The 23,057-nt window shown below is 67.4% G+C and carries 21 protein-coding genes and 1 pseudogene; 17 read left to right on the top strand and 5 right to left on the bottom strand.

From position 1 onward, the window contains the following. Nucleotides 1-138: 138 nt before the first annotated feature. From MNI96_RS06070 to MNI96_RS06055, 4 genes are all read right to left on the bottom strand, one after another. A complete protein-coding gene (locus MNI96_RS06070) occupies nucleotides 139-1,287 on the bottom strand; it encodes a CmpA/NrtA family ABC transporter substrate-binding protein (protein WP_249691274.1) in 1,149 nt (382 codons plus the stop codon). Beyond that, nucleotides 1,284-1,883: an ANTAR domain-containing response regulator gene (locus MNI96_RS06065; RefSeq protein WP_249691271.1), complete on the bottom strand. Its 600-nt coding sequence runs from the start codon at nucleotides 1,881-1,883 to the stop codon at nucleotides 1,284-1,286. Before MNI96_RS06065 ends, MNI96_RS06070 begins: the two co-directional genes overlap by 4 nt. Nucleotides 1,884-1,977: 94 nt before the next feature. Beyond that, nucleotides 1,978-2,859, bottom strand: coding sequence for a MurR/RpiR family transcriptional regulator (locus MNI96_RS06060; RefSeq protein ID WP_249691270.1), 882 nt, complete (start codon nucleotides 2,857-2,859; stop codon nucleotides 1,978-1,980). 46 nt (nucleotides 2,860-2,905) lie between these two features. Continuing rightward, the gene (locus MNI96_RS06055; protein WP_249691268.1) at nucleotides 2,906-3,295 is read right to left on the bottom strand and encodes a RidA family protein; all 390 of its coding nucleotides are present in this window, start codon (nucleotides 3,293-3,295) and stop codon (nucleotides 2,906-2,908) included. Between the two features lie 227 nt (nucleotides 3,296-3,522). On the opposite strand from MNI96_RS06055, the gene MNI96_RS06050 reads away from it, so the two are divergent. The 7 genes and pseudogenes from MNI96_RS06050 (at nucleotide 3,523) to MNI96_RS06015 (ending at nucleotide 11,652) form a co-directional block, all read left to right on the top strand. Beyond that, nucleotides 3,523-5,064 (top strand): ABC transporter substrate-binding protein, encoded by a 1,542-nt coding sequence (locus tag MNI96_RS06050; RefSeq protein ID WP_249691266.1) that lies wholly within the window; start codon nucleotides 3,523-3,525, stop codon nucleotides 5,062-5,064. Nucleotides 5,065-5,179: 115 nt separating this feature from the next. Further along, a complete protein-coding gene (locus MNI96_RS06045) occupies nucleotides 5,180-6,127 on the top strand; it encodes an ABC transporter permease (protein WP_067219777.1) in 948 nt (315 codons plus the stop codon). A gap of 43 nt (nucleotides 6,128-6,170) precedes the next feature. Then, the gene (locus tag MNI96_RS06040; RefSeq protein WP_249691264.1) at nucleotides 6,171-7,022 is read left to right on the top strand and encodes an ABC transporter permease; all 852 of its coding nucleotides are present in this window, start codon (nucleotides 6,171-6,173) and stop codon (nucleotides 7,020-7,022) included. Nucleotide 7,023: 1 nt separating this feature from the next. Beyond that, nucleotides 7,024-8,087, top strand: a pseudogene (locus MNI96_RS22070) (ABC transporter ATP-binding protein). After that, nucleotides 8,084-9,085: an ABC transporter ATP-binding protein gene (locus MNI96_RS06025; protein ID WP_249691258.1), complete on the top strand. Its 1,002-nt coding sequence runs from the start codon at nucleotides 8,084-8,086 to the stop codon at nucleotides 9,083-9,085. The pseudogene MNI96_RS22070 and the gene MNI96_RS06025 overlap by 4 nt, the downstream one beginning before the upstream one ends. Then, nucleotides 9,085-10,554, top strand: coding sequence for a M81 family metallopeptidase (locus MNI96_RS06020; RefSeq protein WP_249691256.1), 1,470 nt, complete (start codon nucleotides 9,085-9,087; stop codon nucleotides 10,552-10,554). The genes MNI96_RS06025 and MNI96_RS06020 overlap by 1 nt, the downstream gene beginning before the upstream one ends. Nucleotides 10,555-10,572: 18 nt before the next feature. After that, nucleotides 10,573-11,652: a D-TA family PLP-dependent enzyme gene (locus MNI96_RS06015; RefSeq protein WP_249691253.1), complete on the top strand. Its 1,080-nt coding sequence runs from the start codon at nucleotides 10,573-10,575 to the stop codon at nucleotides 11,650-11,652. A 25-nt stretch (nucleotides 11,653-11,677) separates the two neighbouring features. On the opposite strand, the gene MNI96_RS06010 is transcribed toward MNI96_RS06015, so the two are convergent. Next, entirely contained in the window at nucleotides 11,678-12,379 is a 702-nt protein-coding gene (locus MNI96_RS06010) for a GntR family transcriptional regulator (protein WP_249691251.1), read from the bottom strand. Between the two features lie 268 nt (nucleotides 12,380-12,647). Here MNI96_RS06010 and uxaC point away from each other — a divergent pair, with 268 nt between their 5' ends. The 10 genes from uxaC to MNI96_RS05960 all read left to right on the top strand — a co-directional run bounded on the left by uxaC (nucleotide 12,648) and on the right by MNI96_RS05960 (nucleotide 23,054). Continuing rightward, nucleotides 12,648-14,054: a glucuronate isomerase gene (uxaC, locus tag MNI96_RS06005; RefSeq protein WP_249691249.1), complete on the top strand. Its 1,407-nt coding sequence runs from the start codon at nucleotides 12,648-12,650 to the stop codon at nucleotides 14,052-14,054. Between the two features lie 33 nt (nucleotides 14,055-14,087). Then, the gene (locus MNI96_RS06000; protein WP_502960304.1) at nucleotides 14,088-15,068 is read left to right on the top strand and encodes a TRAP transporter substrate-binding protein; all 981 of its coding nucleotides are present in this window, start codon (nucleotides 14,088-14,090) and stop codon (nucleotides 15,066-15,068) included. Nucleotides 15,069-15,148: 80 nt separating this feature from the next. After that, nucleotides 15,149-15,658 carry a TRAP transporter small permease gene (locus MNI96_RS05995; RefSeq protein WP_249691247.1) on the top strand — a complete coding sequence of 170 codons (510 nt, stop codon included), beginning with the start codon at nucleotides 15,149-15,151 and terminating at the stop codon, nucleotides 15,656-15,658. A 3-nt stretch (nucleotides 15,659-15,661) separates the two neighbouring features. Next, complete coding sequence (locus MNI96_RS05990) at nucleotides 15,662-16,942, top strand: TRAP transporter large permease (protein ID WP_249691244.1); 1,281 nt, start codon at nucleotides 15,662-15,664, stop codon at nucleotides 16,940-16,942. An 18-nt stretch (nucleotides 16,943-16,960) separates the two neighbouring features. Further along, nucleotides 16,961-17,278 (top strand): cupin domain-containing protein, encoded by a 318-nt coding sequence (locus MNI96_RS05985; protein ID WP_249691242.1) that lies wholly within the window; start codon nucleotides 16,961-16,963, stop codon nucleotides 17,276-17,278. 32 nt (nucleotides 17,279-17,310) lie between these two features. Beyond that, nucleotides 17,311-18,135, top strand: coding sequence for a 5-dehydro-4-deoxy-D-glucuronate isomerase (kduI, locus tag MNI96_RS05980; RefSeq protein ID WP_249691240.1), 825 nt, complete (start codon nucleotides 17,311-17,313; stop codon nucleotides 18,133-18,135). After that, the gene (gene kduD / locus MNI96_RS05975) at nucleotides 18,132-18,875 is read left to right on the top strand and encodes a 2-dehydro-3-deoxy-D-gluconate 5-dehydrogenase KduD (protein ID WP_249691238.1); all 744 of its coding nucleotides are present in this window, start codon (nucleotides 18,132-18,134) and stop codon (nucleotides 18,873-18,875) included. The genes kduI and kduD overlap by 4 nt, the downstream gene beginning before the upstream one ends. Next, entirely contained in the window at nucleotides 18,865-20,313 is a 1,449-nt protein-coding gene (locus MNI96_RS05970; protein ID WP_249691236.1) for a mannitol dehydrogenase family protein, read from the top strand. The genes kduD and MNI96_RS05970 overlap by 11 nt, the downstream gene beginning before the upstream one ends. Continuing rightward, nucleotides 20,306-21,499 (top strand): mannonate dehydratase, encoded by a 1,194-nt coding sequence (gene uxuA, locus MNI96_RS05965; protein ID WP_249691234.1) that lies wholly within the window; start codon nucleotides 20,306-20,308, stop codon nucleotides 21,497-21,499. Before MNI96_RS05970 ends, uxuA begins: the two co-directional genes overlap by 8 nt. Then, nucleotides 21,492-23,054, top strand: coding sequence for a UxaA family hydrolase (locus tag MNI96_RS05960; RefSeq protein WP_249691232.1), 1,563 nt, complete (start codon nucleotides 21,492-21,494; stop codon nucleotides 23,052-23,054). The genes uxuA and MNI96_RS05960 overlap by 8 nt, the downstream gene beginning before the upstream one ends. The last annotated feature ends 3 nt before the right edge of the window (nucleotides 23,055-23,057 follow it).

Genomic DNA, 23,057 nt, shown 5'->3' with positions numbered 1-23,057 from the left:
TTCACTGGAAAAGTCACGATGCTCGAAAACCAGGCAGATCCGCGAGCGCCGAAAGGCCGGGCACTTCGCACAGGCAGGTGACCAATCCTTGTGCAGCGCAACAAGAAACGGCGGCGCGAATACGAAAGGGAAAAGACCTCAGGCGCGGATCGGGAAAGCCCGCGCGTAGTCGGCGACCGCTTCGGGATCGAAGCCCACGCCATCGAAGAAGGAGAGGCTCGCGGCCTCGGTCCGCACGCCCGTCGCAGCTTCCAACAAGTCGGGGCGATAGGTCGCCCGCACCACCACCTCGCGCCCGGCACTGTGCGTTACCTGTCCCCAGCGGAGCATCTGGCTGTAGAACCACAGCGCATGGGCGGGCTGCGGGCTGAGAGCGGCCTTGCCGGCGAAGGACAGGAAGTCCGGGCGCGAAAGCAGCTCATCGCGCGACAGCATCAACTCGCCCGACAGCGCCGGCCGGCAGTAGTCGGCCGGACAGTCGAGATAGTCCGGCCCGGACAGCAGATCGGCGAGGTCGGCATGGTTCTGCGGGTCGGCGCACCAGGCCGCTGCCGCCGCCAGCGCCCGGATCAGCGCCGCCAGCATATCGGGATGCGCCTCCGCCCATTTGCGCGTCACCCCCAGCACCTTCTCCGGGCTTTTCGGCCAGATCGCCGCCTTGGTGGTGACGATGCGGCCTGTGCCGGCAAGGACGGCCGCCGTGTTCCAGGGCTCGCCGACGCAATAGCCGTCGAGCCGGTCCGCCGCCAGCGCGTCCGCCATCAGCGGCGGCGGCAGCACGGAAATCTCCACGTCCCTGTCCGGATCGATGCCGGCGGCGGCCAGCCAGTAGCGCAACTCGTAGGCATGTCCCGAGAACGGGTGGACGACACCGAAGCGCAGCGGAGCGCTCCCGCCGGATGCGGCGATCACCGCCTTGAGCGCCCCTCCCGTACCGGCCGGATCGCCGTCGCGAGGCGCGCCGTGATCGCACATCCGCCGCCACAGGATGTTAGACGCCGTGATGGCGTTGCCGCCGAGCCCCAGCGTCATCGGTGCCAGCATCGGCACGGCGAGCGAGGTGATTTCCAGCGAGGCGGCAATGGGCATCGGCGCCAGCATATGGGCAACGTCGAAATGGCCGATGGCGCTGCGGTCGCGGATATTGGCCCAGGAGGTCTCGCGCACCAGTTTCAGGCTCACCCCTTCGCGCGCGGCAAAGCCCCGCTCCGCCGCCGTCACCAGCAGCGCGCTGTCGAGAAGCGGGATGAAGCCCGCGATCACCGTGTCGCCGTCCGCTCGCCTCATGCCCCGTCCCGTTTCTCCAGCAGCCCTACGGAGATCACGAGGCCTTCCGCCACCTCGATGATCCTGCGGCCCTGGTCCATCGCCGTCTTGCGCAGCAGCCGATAGGCCTCGTCCTCGCCAATGCCGCGGTTGCGCATCAAGATGCCCTTGGCCCGCTCGATGGTCTTGCGCTCGGCCAGTTCGTTGCGTGCCGCCTCCAGTTCCTGCGACAGCCGGTTGAACGCGTTGAAGCGGCTGATCGCCATGTCGAGGATCGGCTTGACCCGCTCGCGCTTCAGCCCGTCCACCACATAGGCGGAGACGCCCGCGTCCACCGCCGCCTCGATGGCGCCGGCCTCGGAGCGGTCGACGAACATGGCGATGGGCCGGCGGACGGCACGCGAGATCTGGAAGATATGCTCGAGCTGATCGCGATTGGGGTTTTCCAGATCGATGACGATCACATCCGGATCGATCTCGGTGATCTTCCGCACCAAGCCGTCCATGCGGTCGAAAACGATCACCCGCTCGTGCCCGGCATCGCGCAATCCCTGCTCGATGATGGAGGAGCGGATCCGGTTCGTATCGATCACAAGAATGGCGAGCTGCTCACGCATGCCCACATAATGCGCATGCCATAAAATTGGTCAATCAAACTTTGCTGCAGCGCAGCACAGTGTGGGGAAAACCGCGGGGCAGCCAACAGGGAGCTCAGTCCCCGATAGGCTTCGGCCCCACATCCTTGGAAAGCGGCACCAGCGAGGTGCGGATCCGGCGCAGGTATTCTCGCACGCGCTCGGGCCGCTTGCGCGCGGCGCCCGCGGCCAGCACATCGATGATGGCCACATAGGCGAGCCGCGAGGCACTCGGCTTGTAGATGTCCTGGTCTTCCGGCAGATCGAGGCCGAGCGCGATGTCGGTGGCGCCGGCCAGGTCCGAGCCGGCCTTGGTCAGGCTCAGCGACTGGGCCCCGTACTGGCGGGCGATGGCGACGCTGTCGAGCAGTTCGGCCGGCGTGCCGCTCGCCGAGATCGCGAAGACCACGTCGCCGCGTTCCAGCGTCGAGGCGATCATCCGCTGCAGGTAGCCGTCCGAATGCGCCTCCGCCGGCACGCCGAGCCGGAAAAAGCGGTTCGCTCCTTCCCGCGCCACGTTGGCTGACCCGCCGCCGACGCCGAAGAAGACGATCCGCCGCGCCCCGGCCAGCAGATCGATCGCCGCCTCCACGGCCAGCGGATCGAGCTGGGCCCGCGCCCGGTTGAGCGTGTCCATCAGCGCGCCGAACACCTGCGCCACCAGCGCATCCGACAGCGACCCGCTGTCGGGCGCGTGCACGTCCATGTATTGCAGCGACACGGCCACGCTCTGGGCGAGGCGGATCTTGAAGTCCTTGAACCCGTCGCAGCCGAGCGTCTGGCAGAACCGGTTGACCGTGGCATCCGACACGCCCGCCCCGTTGGCGATCTCGCTCTGGCGCTGGTAGGCGATGGTCTCCAGGTTCGCCAGCACATAGTCGGCAACCCGCTGCTCGCGCTTGGGGAAGGCGCCGTCGAGCCGCCTGAGCTGCGCGATGATGTCGATCACCTTGGCCACGCCCCCGGCCCCTTCCTTGCCATCTGCCCCGGCTTCCGGGACAAGACTAATCGGCTTTATAGGCGATGACATCCATCTCGACCTTCGCATCCACCATCAAGGGCGACTGCACCGTGGAGCGCGCCGGCGGATGCGCGCCGAAATGCCGCTCGAACACGGCGTTGAAGCTGGAAAAGTCGCGGGCATCGTCCAGCCAGACATTGACCTTCACCACATGCTCCAGCCCGCAGCCGGCCAGCGCCAGAACCGACTTGATATTCTCGATCACCTTTTCGGTTTGCGCGACGATCCCGCCGGTGATGATCTCTCCCCCTTCCGCCGGCACCTGGCCGGAGACATAGACGAACCCGCCAGCGGTGACCGCCTTGGCGAAGGGACGCTTCTGCCCGCCGGCGGCGAGATCGGCGGTGTCGTGACGGGTGATACCCTTTGTCATGGAAATCCTCGGCTCATTATGAAAGTTTCTTTCATTATCTACCGCAGTTTAGCGGGATATTCAAATTCCCGTTTGACAGTTTAGGCAGATTATGAAAATTTTTTACACAACGAACAGCCGGCGCAGACACGGCAGATCGTGGGATGGCTGCACGGCCGGCGAATGCACGTCGCCCGCCCGTGTAGCCCATTCGGGCTACCCAGAGGACCCTGTATTGGAGGAGTGGAATGTTTCGGAACACCCGCTGGAAAACCGTGTTCGCCGCGGCGATCGCGACATCCATGGCCAGCACCGCCTTTGCGGCCGGCACCCTGCGCTACGCCACTGTCGGCGAGCCGCCCAGCCTCGACCAGCACGTCGTCACCTCGGACCTGTCGACGACCATCGCCCACCACATGTTCGAGGGTCTCTACACCTTCGACGCCAGCAATTCGCCGGTGCCGCTGCTCGCCGAGAGCGACCGGCTGGAGGATGACGGACGCACCATCGTCATCACCCTGCGCAAGGACGTGACGTTCCACAACGGCGCCGACATGACCTCGGCCGACGTGGTCGCCTCGCTGAAGCGCTGGGGCGAGTTCGGTTCGCGCGGCAGCCTGCTGTTCTCGAATGTCGACAGCATCGAGGCGACCGGCGACCACGAAATCACGCTGCGCCTGAGCAAGCCCTTCGGCCCCTGGAAGAACCTCCTCGCCTTCATCAATGGCGGCCCGGCGATCTATCCGGCCTCCGTGATGGAGGGCGCCGGCAAGGAGCCGATCGCACCGGAAAACTACATCGGCACCGGCCCCTACCGCTTCGGCGAGTGGCAGCCCAACCGCCATGTCGAGCTCGTCCGCTTCGACGATTACGAATCGCCCGAAGGTGAGCCGAACGGCTATGGCGGCGCCCGCAAGGCCGAGTTCGACGCATTGCGGTTTATTCCAGTTCCCGATGTCGGCACCCGTGTCAGCGGACTACAGGCCGGCGACTACGACTATGCCGAAACCATCCCGGGCGACCTCTTCGACGCCCTCGATGCGAGCCCGGACGTCACGACGATCCTCAACGGCGGCCCGATCTTCGGTCTCGTCTTCCTCAATTCCAAGGAAGGCCCGCTGAAGGAGAACTTCGCCCTGCGCCGCGCCATCCAGACGGCGATCAACAAGACGCCGGCGCTCCAGGTCGCCATCGGCCCGGAGAAGCTGTGGCGCGCCAACGGATCTTTCATGCCGGAGGGCAATGTCTGGTACACCGAATCCGGCGCAGAGAATTTCAGCAAGGGCGATGCTGCCGCCGCCAAGGAGCTGGCCAAGGAAGCCGGCTACAACGGCGAGCCCATCAAGTTCATGGTGTCGACCAACTACCCGTTCCACTACGACACGGCAATCGTCTACACCAAGCAGCTCGCCCAGGCCGGCTTCAACATCGACCTGCAGGTCTACGACTGGGCGACGCTCATTAAGAAGCGCGGCGAGCCGGACCAGTGGGACCTGTTCTTCACCCACCATGGCTTCGTGCCGGATCCGATCCTGATCTCGGTGATGAACCCGAACTATCCCGGCTGGTGGTCCACGCCTGAAATGACCGCGCTTTCCGAGAAGTTCACGGCCTCGGCCGACCCGGCTGAGCGGCAGAAGCTGTGGGGCGAACTGCAGGCACTGATCTACCAGCAGGTCCCGACCATGAAGACCGGCGATGTCTACACCTACAACATCGCCTCTCCGACGCTTAAGGGCCTCGGCGAAGCAACCCTGATCTGGCCGCACTTCTGGAACGTCTCGAAGTAACGCACGATCCTCTCGGTCCCCTCCGGTCTTTGCGAAACTCCGTCCCTCGGACGACACTCGCAACAGGCCGGGGGCGGGCTGGCCGCCTCCCGACATTTCGCGGAAAGTCACGCTCATGCTCGGATATGCCCTGCGGAGACTGCTGACGCTCGTGCCGACGCTGCTCGCCGCTTCGCTGCTGGTCTTCCTTTTCGTGCACCTGATCCCCGGCGATCCGGCTGCCGTCCTGCTCGGCGACAGCGCCACGCCCGAGGAGATCGCGAGCCTGACGCGCGAGCTCGGTCTCGACCAGCCGCTCTACACCCAATACCTGCTGTGGCTCGGCAACGTCTTGCAGGGCGATTTCGGCACCTCGATCTTCTTCCGCGTGCCCGTCACCTCGGTGATCGCCGACGGCGCGGAGACCTCGATCCTTCTCGCCCTGATGACGATGGTCTGGATCGTCATCCTCGGCGTGCCCATCGGCGTCGTCGCCGCCAGCTATCGCGGCACCTGGGTCGACCAGGTCACGTCCGGCGGCGCCATGCTCTTCGCCTCCGTGCCGACCTTCTGGCTCGGCCTCTACCTGATCCTCATCTTCTCGGTCACGCTCGGCTGGCTGCCCTCGTCCGGCTTCCCATCCGTGACCGACGACGGCGGGCTCGCGAACCTGCGCTATCTGCTGCTGCCGAGTTTCACGCTCGCTGCGCCGAACGCCGCGCTGATCATCCGCCTGGTGCGCGCCTCCATGCTCGACGTGCAGCGCGAGGACCATGTGCGCACCGCCCGCGCCAAGGGCCTCGCCCCGTGGAAGGTCTCGGTAAAACACGTCTTCCGCAACGCGCTGATCGCCGTTGCCGCCGCCTTCGGCTTCACCTTCGCCGCCCTCGTCTCCGAGGCGGTGGTGACCGAAACCGTCTTCTCGCTGCCCGGCATCGGCCGCCTCGTGGTGCAGTCGATCCTGCGCCGCGACTACCCAGTGATCCAGGGTGTCATCCTGGTGATCGTCGTCCTCTATATGGTCATCAACCTTCTGGTCGACCTCGCCTATGCGCGCCTCGACCCCAGGGTGTCGCTGAAATGACCCGGACCCGTTCTCTCAAGCCGCAAAGCCAGGGAGCTGAGGCATGACCGCGATCCTCACCATGGGCCGCATCTTCCGCGGGCGCTGGCTCGCCACCGCCGGGCTGTGCTGGCTGATCCTGATTGCGCTCGCCGCGATCTTCGCCCCGCTCGTCGCGCCCTACGATCCGTTGGAGATCGATCCGCTCGTGCGCCTGTCGCCGCCGAGTCTCGAACACCTGTTCGGCACCGATCACTACGGCCGCGACAGCTTCTCGCGCAGCCTCTACGGCGCGCGCATGGCCATCGTCATCGGCATCGGCAGCGTCGTCGTGGCGCTGGTCGCCGGTGGCCTCGCCGGCATGGTGTCCGCATATTTCAGCCGCCTCGGCCATGTGATCATGCGCGTCGTCGACGTGCTGATGGCCTTCCCGGCGCTGCTGCTCGCCCTCGTGCTGATGACCCTGCTGGAGCGGAGCGTCGTCAACACGGTGATCGTGATCGGCATCGTCTATGCCACCACCACTGCCCGCATCCTCTTCGGCATGACCTTGAAGCTGAAGGGCGAGGTCTTCGTCGATGCCGCGACCTGTTCCGGCGCCGGCCACGCCAGCATCCTGTTCCGCCACATCCTGCCGAACCTCGTCTCGCCGCTCCTGGTGCAGGCGAGCTTCATCTTCGCCTTCGCGCAGTTGCAGGCCGCGGCCCTCGACTTTCTCGGCCTCGGCCTGCCGCCGGAAGTGCCGAGCTGGGGCAACATGCTGTCGGAATCGCGCATCTACGTCACCCGCGCCTCCTGGCTGCTGCTGTTTCCCGGCGCGCTGATCATCCTGTCCGTCTTCTCCATGAACCTGGTCGGCGACGCCCTGCGCGACAGCATCGACCCGCGGTTCCGCAACGACATCAAGGGGGTGTGAAATGACGCGCCCGAATAAGGACGCCAGCGAACTGCTGCTCGACATGCGCGGCCTGACGCTCGGCGTCGCCACGCCCGACGGCATCCTGCCGGTGGTGCAGGACCTCTCGCTCAGCCTGTCGACCGGCGAGACGCTCGGCATCGTCGGCGAGAGCGGCTGCGGCAAGAGCCTTACCTCGCTCGCGATCATGGGACTGCTGGAGGGAACACCCGTGCGCGTTCTGGCCGGCGAGATCTTCTTCCGCGGCCGCGACCTCCTGCGTCTGTCGCCACGCGAGCGCCGCGCGGTCATGGGCAACGAGATGTCGATGATCTTCCAGGAGCCGATGACATCGCTCAATCCAGTCTACCGGATCGGCGACCAGATCGTCGAGGCGATCCGCGAGCATCAGCCGATGTCGCGCCGGGCCGCCCGCGACCGGGCGCTGGAGCTGCTGACCATGGTCCGCATCCCCGATCCGGCCGGGCGCATCGACAGCTTCCCGCACCNGAGCTGCTGACCATGGTCCGCATCCCCGATCCGGCCGGGCGCATCGACAGCTTCCCGCACCAGCTGTCCGGCGGCCAGCGCCAGCGCGTGATGATCGCCATGGCGCTCGCGGGCTCGCCGCGCCTCCTGATCGCAGACGAGCCGACCACCGCCCTCGACGTCACCGTGCAGGCACAGATCCTCAAGCTCATCGTCGAGTTGCAGAAGGAGACCGGCATGGGCGTCATGCTGATCTCCCACGATCTCGGCGTCATCGCCGAGACCTGCGACCGCATCGCCGTGATGTATCGCGGCCGCGTGGTCGAGACGGCGGGTGCGCACGAGCTCTTCCAGGACATGCGCCACCCCTACACGCGCGGCCTGCTGGATTCGATCCCCGAGGCCGACGAGGACGTCGACCGGCTGTCCGCCATTCCCGGACGCGTCCCGACGCTGGACGAGACCATCACCGGCTGCGCCTTCCATCCGCGCTGTGCACGTAGAGGAGCCGGCTGCGACAGCGACCAGCCATCGCTCACCGCCTTCGCGCCTGCCCATTTCGCCCGCTGCCACTACCCGCTGGAGCCGGACGCATGACCGACGCCGCCCCCCTCCTCCAGGTCCGCGACCTGAAGACCCACTTCACCTTCCGCGCGCCCTCCACCGGCGTATTGCCGGGACCCAAACGCATCCTCAAGGCGGTCGACGGCGTCTCCTTCGACCTTGCCGAAGGCGAGGTGCTGGGCATCGTCGGCGAAAGCGGCTGCGGCAAGTCCACGGTCGGGCGCACGCTGACGAAGCTTGAGCCGGCAACCAGCGGCGAGGCGCGGTTCCGCGGCCGCGACATTCTGGCACTTTCGGCGGGCGCCTTCCGGCCGCTGCGGCGCGAGATCCAGATGATCTTCCAGGACCCCTTCGCCTCGCTCAACCCGCGCCTTACCATCGAGCAGACGCTGGCCGAGCCGGTGCGCATCCACGGCCTTGCCCGCACCCGCGAGGAGGTGCGCGCGCGTATCGCCGACACGCTGGTCAAGGTCGGCCTCGATCCGAAGGTGATGACCCGCTATCCGCACGAGTTCTCCGGCGGCCAGCGGCAGCGCATCGGCATCGCCAGGGTGATGATCGTCGAACCGCGCCTTGTCATCGCCGACGAGGCAGTCTCCGCCCTCGACGTGTCGATCCAGGCGCAGGTTCTCAATCTCATCAAGGACCTGCAGCGCGACAGCGGCATCTCGATGCTGTTCATCTCCCACGACCTCGGCGTCGTGCGGCACATCTCCGACCGTGTCGCCGTCATGTATCTCGGCCGCATCGTCGAAACGGCGCCGAAGGCCGCCATCTTCGAAAAGCCGGCGCATCCCTATACGCGCCTGCTGCTCGCCTCCATCCCGCGCATCCGGCCGGGACGGCAGCCGGTCGCCGATCTCGGCGAACCGGCCAGCGCCGCCTCGCCGCCCTCCGGCTGCGCCTTCCATCCGCGTTGCCCGCTGGCCACCGACATCTGCCGCTCGACACGGCCCGATCCGGTGGACCTCGGCAACGGACGTTCCAGTGCCTGTCACCATGCCGGCCAGCTTCTCGGGGAGGCCGCCTGATGGCCGAAATGAAACGCGTATTCGTCGGGTCCCTGGCAACGGAGACCAATACCTTTTCGCCGCTGCGCACCGACCTGCAGGATTTCCGCGACAGTTTCTATGCCGGGCCCGGCGAGCATCCCGCAACCCCTACGCTGTGCAGCGCGGTCTTTCCGGTCGCCCGCGACCGCGCGCGGCAATACGGCTGGGACATGATCGAAGGCACCGCGACCTGGGCGGAGCCGGGCGGGCTCGTCAACGCCCGCACCTGGGAGTTTCTGCGCGACCAGATGCTGGCCGAGATCCGCGCCGCACTGCCGCTCGACATCGTGCTACTGGGGCTGCACGGCGCGATGGTGGCCGACGGCTGCCTCGACTGCGAGGGAGAGATCCTGGAGGCGGTGCGCGCCATCGTCGGGCCGGGCACGGTCGTCGGAGCCACCTTCGATCCGCACAGCCACCTGTCGGCAAAGCGCACCACCAATGCCGACCTGCTGGTCGCCTTCAAGGAGTTCCCGCACACCGATTTCGTCATCGCCGCCGAAAGCCTCATCGATCTCGCCCAGCGCACCTCGGTCGGCGAGGTGACGCCGGAAATCTCCGTCTTCGACTGCCGGATGATCGAGGTGCTCCCGACCAGCCGCCAGCCGATGCGTGGCTTCGTCGACAAGCTCAAGGCGCTGGAAGGGCGTGACGGCGTCCTCTCGATCTCGGTGATCCACGGCTTCATGGCCGCCGATGTGCCGGATCTCGGCTCCCGTCTCGTCGTTATCACCGACGGCGACCGTGCTGGCGGCGACCGCCTGGCGCGCGAACTCGGCATGGAGCTCTTTTCCTTCCGTGGCCGCACCCGGCCGGACTTTCTCACTCCGGCGCAGGCGCTCGACAGGGCGGCCGAGATCGACGGCCGGCCGGTGGTCATCGCCGACGTCTGGGACAATCCGGGCGGCGGCGTGCCGGGCGATTCCACTATCGTGCTGCGCGAGATGATTGCCCGCGATCTCGCGGACGCCGCGCTGGCCTCCATCTGGGACCCGGTCGCGGTTCGCACCTGCATTTCCGCCGGCGAAGGCGCGACGCTTCCCTTGCGCTTCGGCGGCAAGATGTCGGCCGCCGCGGGCGAGCCCATCGATGCCGAGGTGACGGTGGAGAAGGTGGTGCGCAACGCGGTGCAGAGCTTCGGCACCAGCGTCGTGCCGCTGGGCGATTCGGTGACGATCCGCGTTGGCGGCCTGCGCGTCGTGCTCAACACGGTGCGCTCGCAGATCTTCAGTCCGGACGCCTTCGCCAACATGGGGATCGACCCGACGGCGATGAAGATCCTGGTTGTGAAGTCGACCAATCACTTCCACGATGCCTTCTCGCGGATCGCCGCCGACATCCTCTATGCGGCGGTCGACGGGCCCTACCCCAACGATCCGGCGACCAACACCTACCACACCCTCACGCGCGCCATCTGGCCGCGCGTCGAGGATCCCCACGCCGCCTGAGACACACGGGACCACGCCATGACCGCCGACGCGCCCTTCCAGCCCGAAACGCCCGCCCTCGTGCTGGACGAGGCGGTTGCGCTCGCCAACATCGCCCGTTTCCAGGCCCATTGCGACCGGCTCGGCCTCAAGAGCCGGCCGCATATCAAGACGCACAAGCTGCCGCGCTTCGCCAGGGCGCAGATCGAGGCTGGCGCACGCGGCATCACCTGCCAGAAGATCGGCGAGGCGGAGGTGATGGCCGATGCCGGCATCGACGACATCCTCATCACCTTCAACATCCTCGGCGAGGCGAAGCTTGCGCGGCTGAAGGCGCTTGCCGGGCGCCTCGCCCGCCTTGCCGTCGTCGCCGACAGTCAGACGACAGTGGACGGGCTCGCCGCCACCTTCGCGGAAGGTGCGGCAACGCTGCATGTGATGGTGGAATGCGATACCGGCGCGGGGCGCTGCGGTGTCCAGACGCCTGCGGAAGCGGCGGATCTAGCCGCCCGCATCGCGGCTGCGCCCGGCCTCGTCTTCGCCGGGCTGATGACCTATCCCGCCCCCGGCAAGGCCGGCAATGTCGAGCGTTTCATGGGGGAAACGCTCAGGCTGCTCGCCGCGCGCGGCATCGAGTGCCCGGAAATCTCCAGCGGCGGCTCCCCCGACATGTGGCATGCGGGCGAGGCGGAAGGCGGGTCCCGCAGCCTCGTCACCGAGTACCGGGCCGGCACCTATATCTACAACGACCGCTCGCTGGTCGAGCGCGGCGCCTGCACCCTCGACGACTGCGCCCTGACGGTGCATGCCACCGTCGTCAGCCGGCCGACACCGACGCGTGCGGTGCTGGATGCCGGCTCCAAGGCGCTATCCTCGGACCTGCTCGGCCTCACCGGCCACGGCACCATCATCGGCCATCCGGATGCGCATATCGCCGCGCTCAGCGAGGAACATGCGGTGGTCGAGATCCCGGCCGGCAGCCTGGCCGTCGGCGACCGCGTCCGCATCGTGCCGAACCATTGCTGCGTGGTGACGAACCTGTTCGACAGCGCCTGGCTGCTCGGCGCCGACGGCAGCGTTCAGCAGATCGATATCGCCGCGCGCGGCCGCATGACCTGACGGACTGACCGGCGCGACCCTCTCCTCAGGCCTCGTCGGGATCGAAATAGTCTGCGTGGGCGGCCCGGATATCGTCGATGATACCGGCGATACGGGCCAGATGCGACCGCATCCGCGTGATCGCCGCGTCCTGATCGCCGCCGCGCACTGCCGCCAGGATCGAGATGTGGTCCTCGAGCGCCAGCCGGGCGCCGTTTTCCAGCGACAGATAGCGGACCCGGTCCATATGGGCCTTGTGATCGCGGATGAGCGCCCACACGTGCCCCTGCCCGGCGATCTCGCAGATGCGATTGTGGAAACTGTCGTCTAGCGCATGGAAGCCCGCGCGGTCGTCCCGATCCACCGCCTTTTCCTGCTCGCCGATCATGTCTTCCAGCTCGCCCATTTCCGCCTCGGTCATGTTGGCCATGGCCGCGCGCATCGTCTCCAGTTCGAGCGCGGTGCGGATGAAGCGGGCACGGTGCACCGCCTCCACCGAGATCGGCGTCACCACCGTGGCGCGCTGCGGGCGGATCAGCAGGAAGCCCTGCTGCGACAGCCGGTAGAAGGCATCGCGCACCGGCTGGCGGCTGACCCCCATCTGCTTGGCGACTTCCGCCTCCGACAGCTTGGTGCCGGGCAGCAGGTCGAGCCCGACCACCCGATTGTAGAGCTCGGCAAACACCAGATCGGTCACGGACGGCACGCGCGACATGTCGAGCGTCCTGAGCTTGATCTGTTCCGTCATTCACCTGCCCTCCCTGCGACCACCGCAGCCCGCCCGCAAGATCGGACGAGGCCTTGGCGCCGCGCTGCCGGACCACTCGTCCGCGCCGGTTTTCCGGCATTTGCCGGGAGGCTCGTCCTAGCGACTGCCGCCCGGTTTGACAATTCGCCGCCCCTGTTTCGGGAGGCGTTGACTCGACTTGTCGACTAACATATTAGATTACTAGTTAGTTCGCCAGCCCCAAGAACGAGACGCGGAAAACGCGACCGGGGCGGCAGGGAGGATCGGAATGGCGCTACTGGACGAGGACCGGCTGTTTCCGGTGGAGCCGCGCACGCGCGGCCTTGCCCGCGGCATCTATCGGACCATCCGCGACCTGCCGATCGTCAGCCCCCACGGCCACACGGATCCGGCCTGGTTCGCGCTGAACGAGCCCTTCCCCGACCCGGCCGAGCTCTTTGTGGTGCCGGATCACTACGTCTTCCGCATGCTGTGCTCGCAGGGCATCCCGCTGACCGATCTCGGCGTGCCCCGCGTCGACGGCGGCACGAGCGAGCGCGACCCGCGCCGCATCTGGCAGCTCTTCGCCGACAATTTCCACCTCTTCCGCGGCACGCCCTCCGCGCTCTGGCTGAACCACTCCTTCCAGGAGGTCTTCGGCATCGACGAGCCGCTGGGCCCGCAGACCGCGACGCGCATCTACGACCACATCGCGGATTGCCTCGCCCGGCCCGAATTCCGGCCGCGCGCCCTCTTCGACCGCTTCAACATCGAAGTCATCGCCACCACGGAATCGGCGCTCGACCCGCTGCAGCATCATCGCGCGATCCGCGACAGCGGCTGGGGCGGACGGGTCATCACCGCCTATCGCCCGGACGCGGTAATCGATCCCGAGTTCGAGGGCTTTGCCGCCAACATCGCCCGTCTCGGCGAGATCACCGGCGAGGATACGACGACCTGGCCCGGCTATCTCGCCGCCCACCGGGCCCGCCGGACCTTCTTCAAGCAGCACGGTGCCACCTCGACCGACCACGGCGCGCCCAGCGCCCGCACGGAGGATCTGTCCCCGGCCGAAGCCGCCGGCCTCTTCGACAAGGCGTTGGCCGGGCGCTGCACGGCGGAGGAAGCCGACCGGTTCCGTGGCCACATGCTGACCGAGATGGCGCGCATGAGCCTGGACGACGGGCTGGTGATGCAGATCCATCCGGGCGCCTACCGCAACCATTCTCCGGCGATCATGGCCCGGCACGGTCGCGACAAGGGCTTCGACTTTCCGACCCGCACCGACTATGTCCGCGCGCTCAAACCGCTGCTCGACGCGGTCGGCCACGAGCCCGGCCTCACCGTCATCCTCTTCACGCTGGACGAGACGTCCTACGCCCGGGAACTGGCGCCCCTTGCCGGCGCCTATCCGGTGCTGCGCCTCGGCCCGCCCTGGTGGTTCCACGACAGCGCGGAAGGCATGCGCCGTTTCCGCGAGATGGCGACGGAAACCGCCGGTTTCTACAACACCGTGGGGTTCAACGACGACACCCGCGCCTTCTGTTCCATCCCCGCCCGCCACGACGTGGCCCGGCGGTCGGATGCGTCATTCCTTGCCACACTCGTCGCCACAGGGAGGCTCGGCGAGGGCGAGGCATACGAGGTCGCACGCGACCTCACCTACACCCTGGTCAAGGCCGCCTACAGGCTGTGACCGGGCTGAAACTGCTCTAGGGAGGAACTGAAGATGAAACATTGGAAGACTATGACGGCAGCCTTCGGGCTGCTTGCCGCCTCCGCCATGACGGTGCAGGCGGCCGACATCGTCCTGCGGTCCTCGGACACCCACCCGGACGGGTATCCGACTGTCGAGGCGGTCAAGTATCTGGGCGAACTCGTCAAGGAGCGCTCCAACGGCCGCATCGAGATCGAAGTGTTCCACTCGGCCCAACTCGGCCAGGAGAAGGACACGATCGAACAGACTCAGTTCGGTGTGATCGACATGAATCGCGTCTCGCTCGGGCCGTTCAACAACATCATCGAGGAAACCCAGGTTCCCTCGCTGCCCTACATCTTCCGCTCCGTCGACCACATGCACAAGGTGATGGACGGCCCGATCGGCCAGGAGATCCTCGACGCCTTCTCCGCCCATGACCTCGTCGGGCTCGTCTTCTACGACGCCGGCTCGCGTTCCTTCTACAACCGCCAGAAGCCGGTCGAGAGCATGGCCGACCTCTCGGGCATGAAGTTCCGCGTCATGCAGTCGGACCTGTTCGTCGACATGGTCAACGCGCTCGGTGCCAACGCGACGCCCATGCCCTACGGCGAGGTCTATTCCTCGATCCAGACCGGCGTCATCGACGGTGCCGAGAACAACTGGCCGTCCTTCGAGAGCTCCGGCCACTACGAAGTCGCCGGCTACTTCACCCTCGACGAGCACCTGATCGTCCCGGAAGTGCTGGTCATGTCGAAGAAGAGCTGGGACAAGCTCTCGGCGGAGGACCAGGAACTGATCCGCCAGGCCGCCAAGGATTCCGTCCCGCACATGCGCAAGCTGTGGGCCGAGCGTGAGGCAGCTTCCGAGGCGAAGATCCGCGAGGCGGGCGTGAAGATCGTCAGCGACATCGACAAGACGCCGTTCATCGAGGCGATGAAGCCGGTCTACGAGAAATACGTGACCTCCGACAAGCTGAAGGACCTCGTCGCCCGTATCCAGGCGACCGAGTGATCCCTGCCTGACTTCGAACCCGCGGCGGCCGGTCCGCCGCGGGTTTCTTCTTGCCGGGAGGACGCATCTTGCAAGGGACAATGCGCGACATCGCGCGGATCACGGGCATCCTTGGCCGCATCGCCCTGTGGCTGTCGGGCACGGGCCTCGTGCTGATGACCGCTTTCATTTCGGTCCAGGTCTTCTGGCGCTACGCGCTCAACGACAGCCAGTCCTGGACGGAGCCCGCTTCGGTCATGCTGATGGGCTGGTTCATCTTCCTCGGCGCCGCCGTCGGCATCCGCGAGGGCTACCACCTGTCCTTCGACGTGCTGCTCTACGTGCTGCCGCTGAAGGTCAAGCTGGTGCTGCATTCCATCTCCGACGCCGTGGTCATCGCCTTCGGTGCGGGCATGGTCTGGTACGGCGCCGAACTCGCCGTGAAAACCGCCGGCAACAAACTTCCCTCGCTCGGCATCTCCGGCGCGTTCGACTTCCTGCCCCTCGTCGGCGGCGGGGTCCTCATCGTGCTGTTCTCGCTCGAGCGCCTCGCCCGTCGCGCCGCCGGCCTACCGACCGCCCGCTTCGGCGAAACCGAACTGGAGGATTGACCGATGGAACTGTTGATCCTCTTCGGCACCTTTACCACCTTGCTGCTGATCGGCACGCCCGTCGCCTTCTGCCTCGGCGTCTCGTCCTTCGCCACCATCGCCTATATGGGCCTGCCGCCGGTCGTGGTGTTCCAGCGGCTGAACTCCGGCGTGTCGGTCTTCGCGCTGATGGCGATCCCGTTCTTCATCTATGCCGGCGAGCTGATGGTGCGCGGGGATATCGCCCGCCGACTGGTGGCGCTGGCCGGCGCCTTGGTCGGCCATCTGCGCGGCGGTCTCGGCCAGGTCAACATCACCGCCTCGGTGCTGTTCGGCGGCATTTCCGGCTCGGCCGCGGCCGATGCCTCGGCCATCGGCGGCCTGATGATCCCGCAGATGAAGGCCCGCGGCTACGACGTCGACTACGGCGTCAACGTCACGGTGGTCTCCTCGATCATCGCCCTGATGCTGCCGCCCTCGCACAACATGATCATCTATTCGATCTCAGCGGGCGGACGCATCTCCATCGCCGACCTGTTCACGGCCGGCATCCTGCCCGGCCTGCTGCTCGCGCTGTCGCTCATGTTCGCGGCCTGGTACGTCGCCAAGAAGCGCAACTACCCCATCGATCCGTTCCAGGGCTGGGGCATGGTCGGCCACCTGCTGATCAACGCCACCCCAGGCATCCTCCTGATCGCCATCATCTTCGGCGGCGTGCGCTCCGGCATCTTCACCGCCTCGGAGAGCTCCTGCATCGCGGTCGTCTACGCGCTCTTCATCACCGCCGTCGCCTATCGCACCATGCACTGGAAGAACTTCGTTCTGGCGACGACCGCCGCGGTGCGCACCACCGCCATGGTCCTGCTGGTGATCGGCTGCGCCGCCTCCTTCGGCTGGCTGCTCGCCGTTCTGCGCGTACCCGCGACGCTCGTCGCCGTCATGCAGGACGTCTCGCAGAACCCGTTGCTGGTCCTGCTGTTGATCAACGTGATCCTGCTGATCCTCGGCACGTTCATGGACATGTCGCCGCTGATCGTCATCACCACACCGATCTTCCTGCCCGTCGCCCAGGCCTTCGGCGTCGACCCGGTCCATTTCGGCGTCATCCTGATCCTCAATCTCGGCATCGGCCTGTGTACCCCGCCGGTCGGCGCGGTGCTCTTCGTCGGCTGCGCCGTCGGCCGGATCACCGTCTGGGATGCGGTCAGAACGATTTGGCCCTTCTACTTCGCCGCCGTCGGAACCCTGCTGCTCGTCACCTACGTGCCGGCGCTGTCGCTCTGGCTGCCGTCGCTGTTCCACTGATCAAATCGGAGTTCGTTCATGTCTCCCCTTGCCGTCTTTCCAGAAGTTGCGACCGGCCCCGGCGTCACCCGCCGCGTCGTGGCCGACAGTCCTCAGATGATGGTCGTCGCCTTCACCTTCGAAGCCGGCGCGGAAGGCCCTCTGCACGACCATCCGCACATCCAGTCGACCTATGTGGAGAGCGGCCGCTTCGTCTTCTCGCTCGACGGCGAGGAATTCGAGGTTGGCCCCGGAGACAGTTTCGTCATCCCTTCCAACGCGGTGCACGGCTGCCGCTGCCTCGAGGCAGGGCGCCTGATCGACGGCTTCACGCCGCGCCGCGACGACTTCCTCTGATCCTGCAAAGCCCCACCCTTCAAGGAGCCGCCATGCTGAGCGTAGAGACCCGCCACGCCGTCCACCAGGACCATGCCAAGGCCATGGACACGGACGAGCTGCGCCGCCACTTCCATGCCGGAGGCCTGTTCCGCGACGGCGAGATCCGCCTCGTCTACACCCACTACGACCGCTTCGTGCTGGGCGGCGCGGTGCCGGGCGCCGGCAAGCTCACCCTCGACAAGGTCGAGGAGACCCGCACCGCCACCTTCCTGGAGCGGCGCGAGATGGCCGTCGTCAATATCGGCGCGACCGGCGAGGTCTCGACGGACGGCGACAGCTGGACGCTGGAGCGCGGCGACGTGCTCTATCTCGGCATGGGCGCCGGTCCGGTCACCTTCTCCGGCGGCGGGCGGTTCTACATCACCTCCGCCCCGGCCCACCGCTCCCTGCCCTCGCGGCTGATCCGTCTGTCGGAAGCCCACAGCCTGAAGCTCGGCGCCACCGAGACCTCGAACAAGCGCACCATCAACCAGTTCGTCCATCCGCTGGTGATGGAAAGCTGCCAGCTCGTGCTCGGCTACACCACGCTGGAGGACGGCTCGGTGTGGAATACCATGCCGGCTCACGTCCACGACCGGCGGATGGAGGCCTATCTCTACTTCGACATGACGGAGGATCAGCGCGTCCTGCACCTGATGGGCGAGCCGCAGCAGACCCGCCACCTCATCGTCGCCAACGAGGAGGCCGCGATCTCGCCGCCCTGGTCGATCCACTCAGGCGCCGGCACCGGCAGCTACACGTTCATCTGGGCGATGGCCGGGGACAATGTCGACTACACCGACATGGATTTCGTCAGCATGGCGGAGATGAAATGAGCCCGTCCTTCTCGCTCTCCGGCCGCAAGGCGCTGGTGACCGGCGCCAATACCGGCATCGGCCAGGCCATCGCACTCGCGCTGGCCGCCGCCGGCGCCGAGGTGACCTGCGCCGGCCGCCGCTCCTGCCTTGAGACTGTCGCCGCGATCGAGGCGGCCGGCGGCCGTGCGACTTCGCTGGCCCTCGACCTTGCCGACCCGATGGCGGCGCGCGACGTCTTTGCCGGCACGAGACATTCGATCCTCGTCAACAATGCCGGCATCATCCGCCGTGGGGAGAGCGCCGACTTCACGGAAGCTGACTGGGACGCGGTGATGGACGTCAATCTCAAGGCGCTGTTCTTCACCACCCAGGCCTTCGCCCGCGACCTGCTGGCGCGCGGCGAGGGCGGCGCGGTCGTCAACATCGCCTCCATGCTGTCCTTCCAGGGCGGCATCCGCGTGCCGTCCTACACCGCCGCCAAGCACGGCGTTGCGGGGATAACCAAGATCCTCGCCAACGAGTGGGCGGCCAGGGGCATCAACGTCAACGCCATCGCGCCCGGCTATATCGCCACCAACAACACCAAGGCGCTGCGCGACGACCCGGACCGCTCCGCCGCGATCCTCGACCGTATCCCGGCCGGCCATTGGGGCGCGCCCGAGGATATCGCCGGCACCGCCGTCTTCCTCTGCTCCCCGGCCGCCCGCTACGTGCACGGCGCGGTGATCCCTGTCGATGGAGGCTGGCTTGCCCGCTGATCTGCCCCGCCTTGCCCCCCGCCGCGACGGGTCCCGCCCCGGCACCGGCATCGTCCATCTCGGCCTCGGCGCCTTCTTCCGCGCCCATGGCGCTCTCTACATCGCCGAGGCGATGGCCGCATCCGGCGGCGACTGGGGCATTGTCGGCGTCTCGCTGAAGCGGCCCGACCAGCGCGACCGGCTGGCGCCGCAGGACTTCGCCTATACCGCGCTGGAGCTCGGCCCCGGCGGCGAGGTGCCGCGCCTCGTCGATGTTCTGGCTGGCGTCCTCGTCGCGCCGGAGGACCCGGAAGCGGTGGTCGCGCTGATGGCCGCCCCCGCCACCCGGATCGTCACCCTCACCGTCACCGAAAAGGGCTATTGCCACGAGCCGGCGACCGGGCGCCTGTCGCTCGCCCATCCAGACATCGCAGCCGATCTTGCCGATCCGGAGCGGCCCGCCTCGGCGCTCGGCTTCCTGGTGCGCGCGCTCGCCCGCCGCCGCGCGGCGGGGATCAAGCCCTTCACCGTGCTGACCTGCGACAACCTCCCCCACAACGGCGCGATGCTGCGCGGTCTGGTGCTGGAGCTGGCCGAGCGGATCGACCCGGCGCTTTCCGAGTGGATCGCGGCGGAAGGCCGCTTCCCCTCCACAATGGTCGACCGCATCGTGCCGGCGACCAGCTCGGAAGATCTCGACCATGTCGCCCGCCTGATCGGCTGCCGGGACGAAAGCCCGGTGCTGCACGAGCCATTCCGCCAATGGGTGATCGAGGATGATTTCGTCGATGGCGAGCGGCCGGACCTTGGCGCCAGCGGTGCGGAACTCGTCGCCGACGTCGCCCCGTACGAGCTGATGAAGCTGCGCTGCCTCAACGGCACGCACAGCTCGCTCGCCTATCTCGGCTACCTCGCCGGCTTTGAGACCATCGCCGAGACCGTCGCCGATCCGGCCTTCTCGGCCTTTCTCGATCACCTTTGGGCCGAGGAGATCCTGCCCGGCCTCACCCCGCCGCCCGGCGTCGACCTTGCCGCCTATGCGGCACGGCTGAAGGAGCGCTACGCCAATCCGGCGATCCGCCACCGCACCTGGCAGATCGCCATGGACGGCTCGCAGAAACTGCCCCAGCGCATCCTCGGACAGCTGGAGGAAGGGCTTGCCGCCGGGCGGCCGGTGTCCGGTCTCATCCTCGCGGTCGCCGCGTGGATAACCTATGTCGGCGGCACCGATCTTTCGGGGAAAACCATCGACGTGCGCGACCCGATGGCCGACCGCCTGCGCGCCTTGTCCAATGCGGCCGAAGGCTCGGCCGCGAAGGTCGCCGCCCTTTTGGCACTGCGCGAGATCTTTCCGGCAAGCCTTGCCGGCAACACGACGTTCCGAACACGTCTCGTCGAGGCCCATGCGGGCCTTGCCGAACGGGGCGCCCGCACCATGGTCGAGGCCTGTCATGCTTGAGAGCTGGCGCTGGTACGGACCGCTCGACCGCATCGGGCTTCACGAGATTTCGCAGACCGGCGCGCGCGGCATCGTCACCGCGCTGCACGAGATCCCTTACGGCGAGATCTGGAGCCGGCAGGCCATCGCCGACCGCAAGAGGCTCGTCGCCGCAAGCGGCCTCGATCTCTCATGGCAGGTGGTGGAGAGCCTGCCAGTGCACGAACGCATCAAGCGCGGCGAAGGCGACCTTGCGCCGCTCTTTGCCAACTACCGCCAGTCGCTCGCCAATCTTGCGGCCGAGGGCATCTTCACCGTCTGCTACAACTTCATGCCGCTGCTGGACTGGACGCGCACCGACCTTGCCAGCCCGGTCCGCGGCGGCGGCACCTGCCTGCGCTTCGACGCGGCGCGCATGTGCGCGCTGGAAATGTTCATGCTGGAGCGTGAAGGCGCTGCGGACGACTACCCCGAGGAGGTGCGCATCCGCGCCCGCCGGTGGTTCGAGGCAAGCGATGAAGCCGCCCGCGAGGAACTCGTCGCCGCGATCATGGCGGGCCTGCCCGGCGCCTACGACCGCTACGACATCCCGGCCTTGCGCCGGGCCCTCACCCTTTACGAGGGCATCGACGCGGGTGCCCTGCGGACGAACTTCGCCCGCTTCCTCGACGAAGTGGTGCCGACAGCGGCCGAGCTCGGGATGCGCCTGTGCGTCCACCCGGACGACCCGCCGCGCGACATTCTCGGCCTGCCGCGCATCGTCTCGGATGCCGACCACATCGCCTGGATCCTCGGCCGCGACGATTCGCCGGCCAACGGCCTGACCCTGTGCTCCGGCTCGCTCGGCGCCAATCCGGCAAACGACGTGCCGGCCATCGCCCGGCGCTTCGCCCCGCGCATCCACTTCGCGCATCTGCGTAACGTGGCCAAGGAGGCGGACGGCAGCTTCGAGGAAGCCGCCCATCTTGCCGGCGACACCGACATGGTGGCGCTTGTCGCCGCGCTGCTCACCGAAGAACGCCGCCGCCGGGACGAGGGCCGCACGGACGCGGAAATCCCCTTCCGACCCGATCACGGACACGAGCTGCTGTCGGACTTCGACCGCGACACCCATCCGGGTTATCCTCTGATCGGACGCATGCGCGGCCTTGCCGAGCTGCGCGGCGTCGTCACGGCCCTCTCCCATCCCGGAACCCGCCATGCCTGATACCGAAACCGGCCTCGCCGCCCGCCCGCCGCTCGTCCTGTCGGAGCGCGACAATGTCGCGGTGCTTGCCGCCCGCGCGGAGGCCGGCAGCGATCCGCTGGGCCTGGGCGCGCCGCTCTCCGCCGCGATCGCACCGGGCCACAAGATCGCCCGCCGCCCGATCACCGCGGGCGAGCCGGTGGTCAAGTACGGCCAGGTGATCGGCTATGCGACGGAATCGATTGCCGCCGGTGCGCATGTCCATTCGCACAATTGCGAGATCGGCGAGCACGAGCGCGCCTACCGCATTTCCGACAAGCTGGCCGAGGCGCGCGCCGCGATCCCGCGCCTCGATCAGATGACCATCGCCGACAGTTTCCTCGGCTACCCGCGCGCCGACGGGCGCGCCGGCACGCGCAACATGATCGCGCTGGTCGCCACGGTGAACTGCTCGGCGACCGTGGTGCGCCGGGCCGCCGACATTCTCAACGCCTCCGGCATGCTGGACGACTGGCCGAACATCGACGGCGTCGTCGCCTTCGCCCACGGCACGGGCTGCGGCATGGCCTCAAACGGCCCGGGCTGGGAGATCCTCCAGCGCGTGCTGTGGGGCCATGCGACCCATCCCAATGTCGGTGCTGCGGTTTTCGTCGGCCTCGGCTGCGAGGTGATGCAGGTGGCCCGGATGAAGGCGCTCTATTCGGACGGCGCGGAGACCCGCTTCCACGGCCTTGCGATCCAGGAAAACGGCGGCACCCGCGCCACCATCGAGCGGATCGTCGAGACCGTGCGCGAGCTGCTGCCGGAGGTCAACCGCACCGCCCGCCGACCGCTGCCGGTCTCGGCGCTGAAGCTCGGCCTGCAATGCGGCGGCTCCGACGGCTGGTCGGGGATCACCGCCAATCCGGCGCTCGGCATCGCCTGCGACCTGCTGGTGGCGCAGGGTGCAACCGTCGTCCTGTCGGAAACCCCGGAAATCTTTGGCGCCGAACAGCTTTTGCTGTCGCGCGCGGCCTCTCAAGGTGTCGCCGACCGTCTGATCGAGCGCATCCGCTGGTGGGAGGACTATGCGGCGCAAAACGGCGCTTCGCTCGACCAGAACCCCAGCCCCGGCAACAAGGCCGGCGGTCTCACCACCATCCTGGAAAAATCGCTCGGCGCCGTTGCCAAGGCCGGCGCCACGCCGCTGAACGAGGTCGTCGGCTACGGCGAACAGGTGAAGGGACCGGGCCTCGTCTTCATGGACACGCCGGGCTACGACCCGGTCTCGGCGACGGGCCAGATCGCCGGCGGCTGCCAGCTCGTCGCCTTCACCACCGGGCGCGGCTCCGCCTTCGGCTCCAAGCCCGCTCCCACCCTGAAGATCGCCACCAGCGACCGGCTCTACCGGGCGATGCGCGAGGACATGGACGTCAATGCCGGAGACGTGCTGGAAACGGGCGTTTCATTGGCGGAAAAGGGCCGCGAGATCCATGATCGGCTGATCGCCGCCGCCTCGGGCGAGCAGACGAAATCGGAGGCCCTGGGCCTCGGCGACCACGAATTCGTACCCTGGCAGATCGGTGCGGTTCTGTAAGGA

Origin of the sequence: Stappia sp. WLB 29 (genome assembly GCF_023507705.1) — a bacterium.
Classification (GTDB): Bacteria; Pseudomonadota; Alphaproteobacteria; order Rhizobiales; family Stappiaceae; genus Stappia.
Note: the sequence above shows the minus strand (reverse complement) of the source record. Positions and strands in the feature narration are given on the sequence as shown.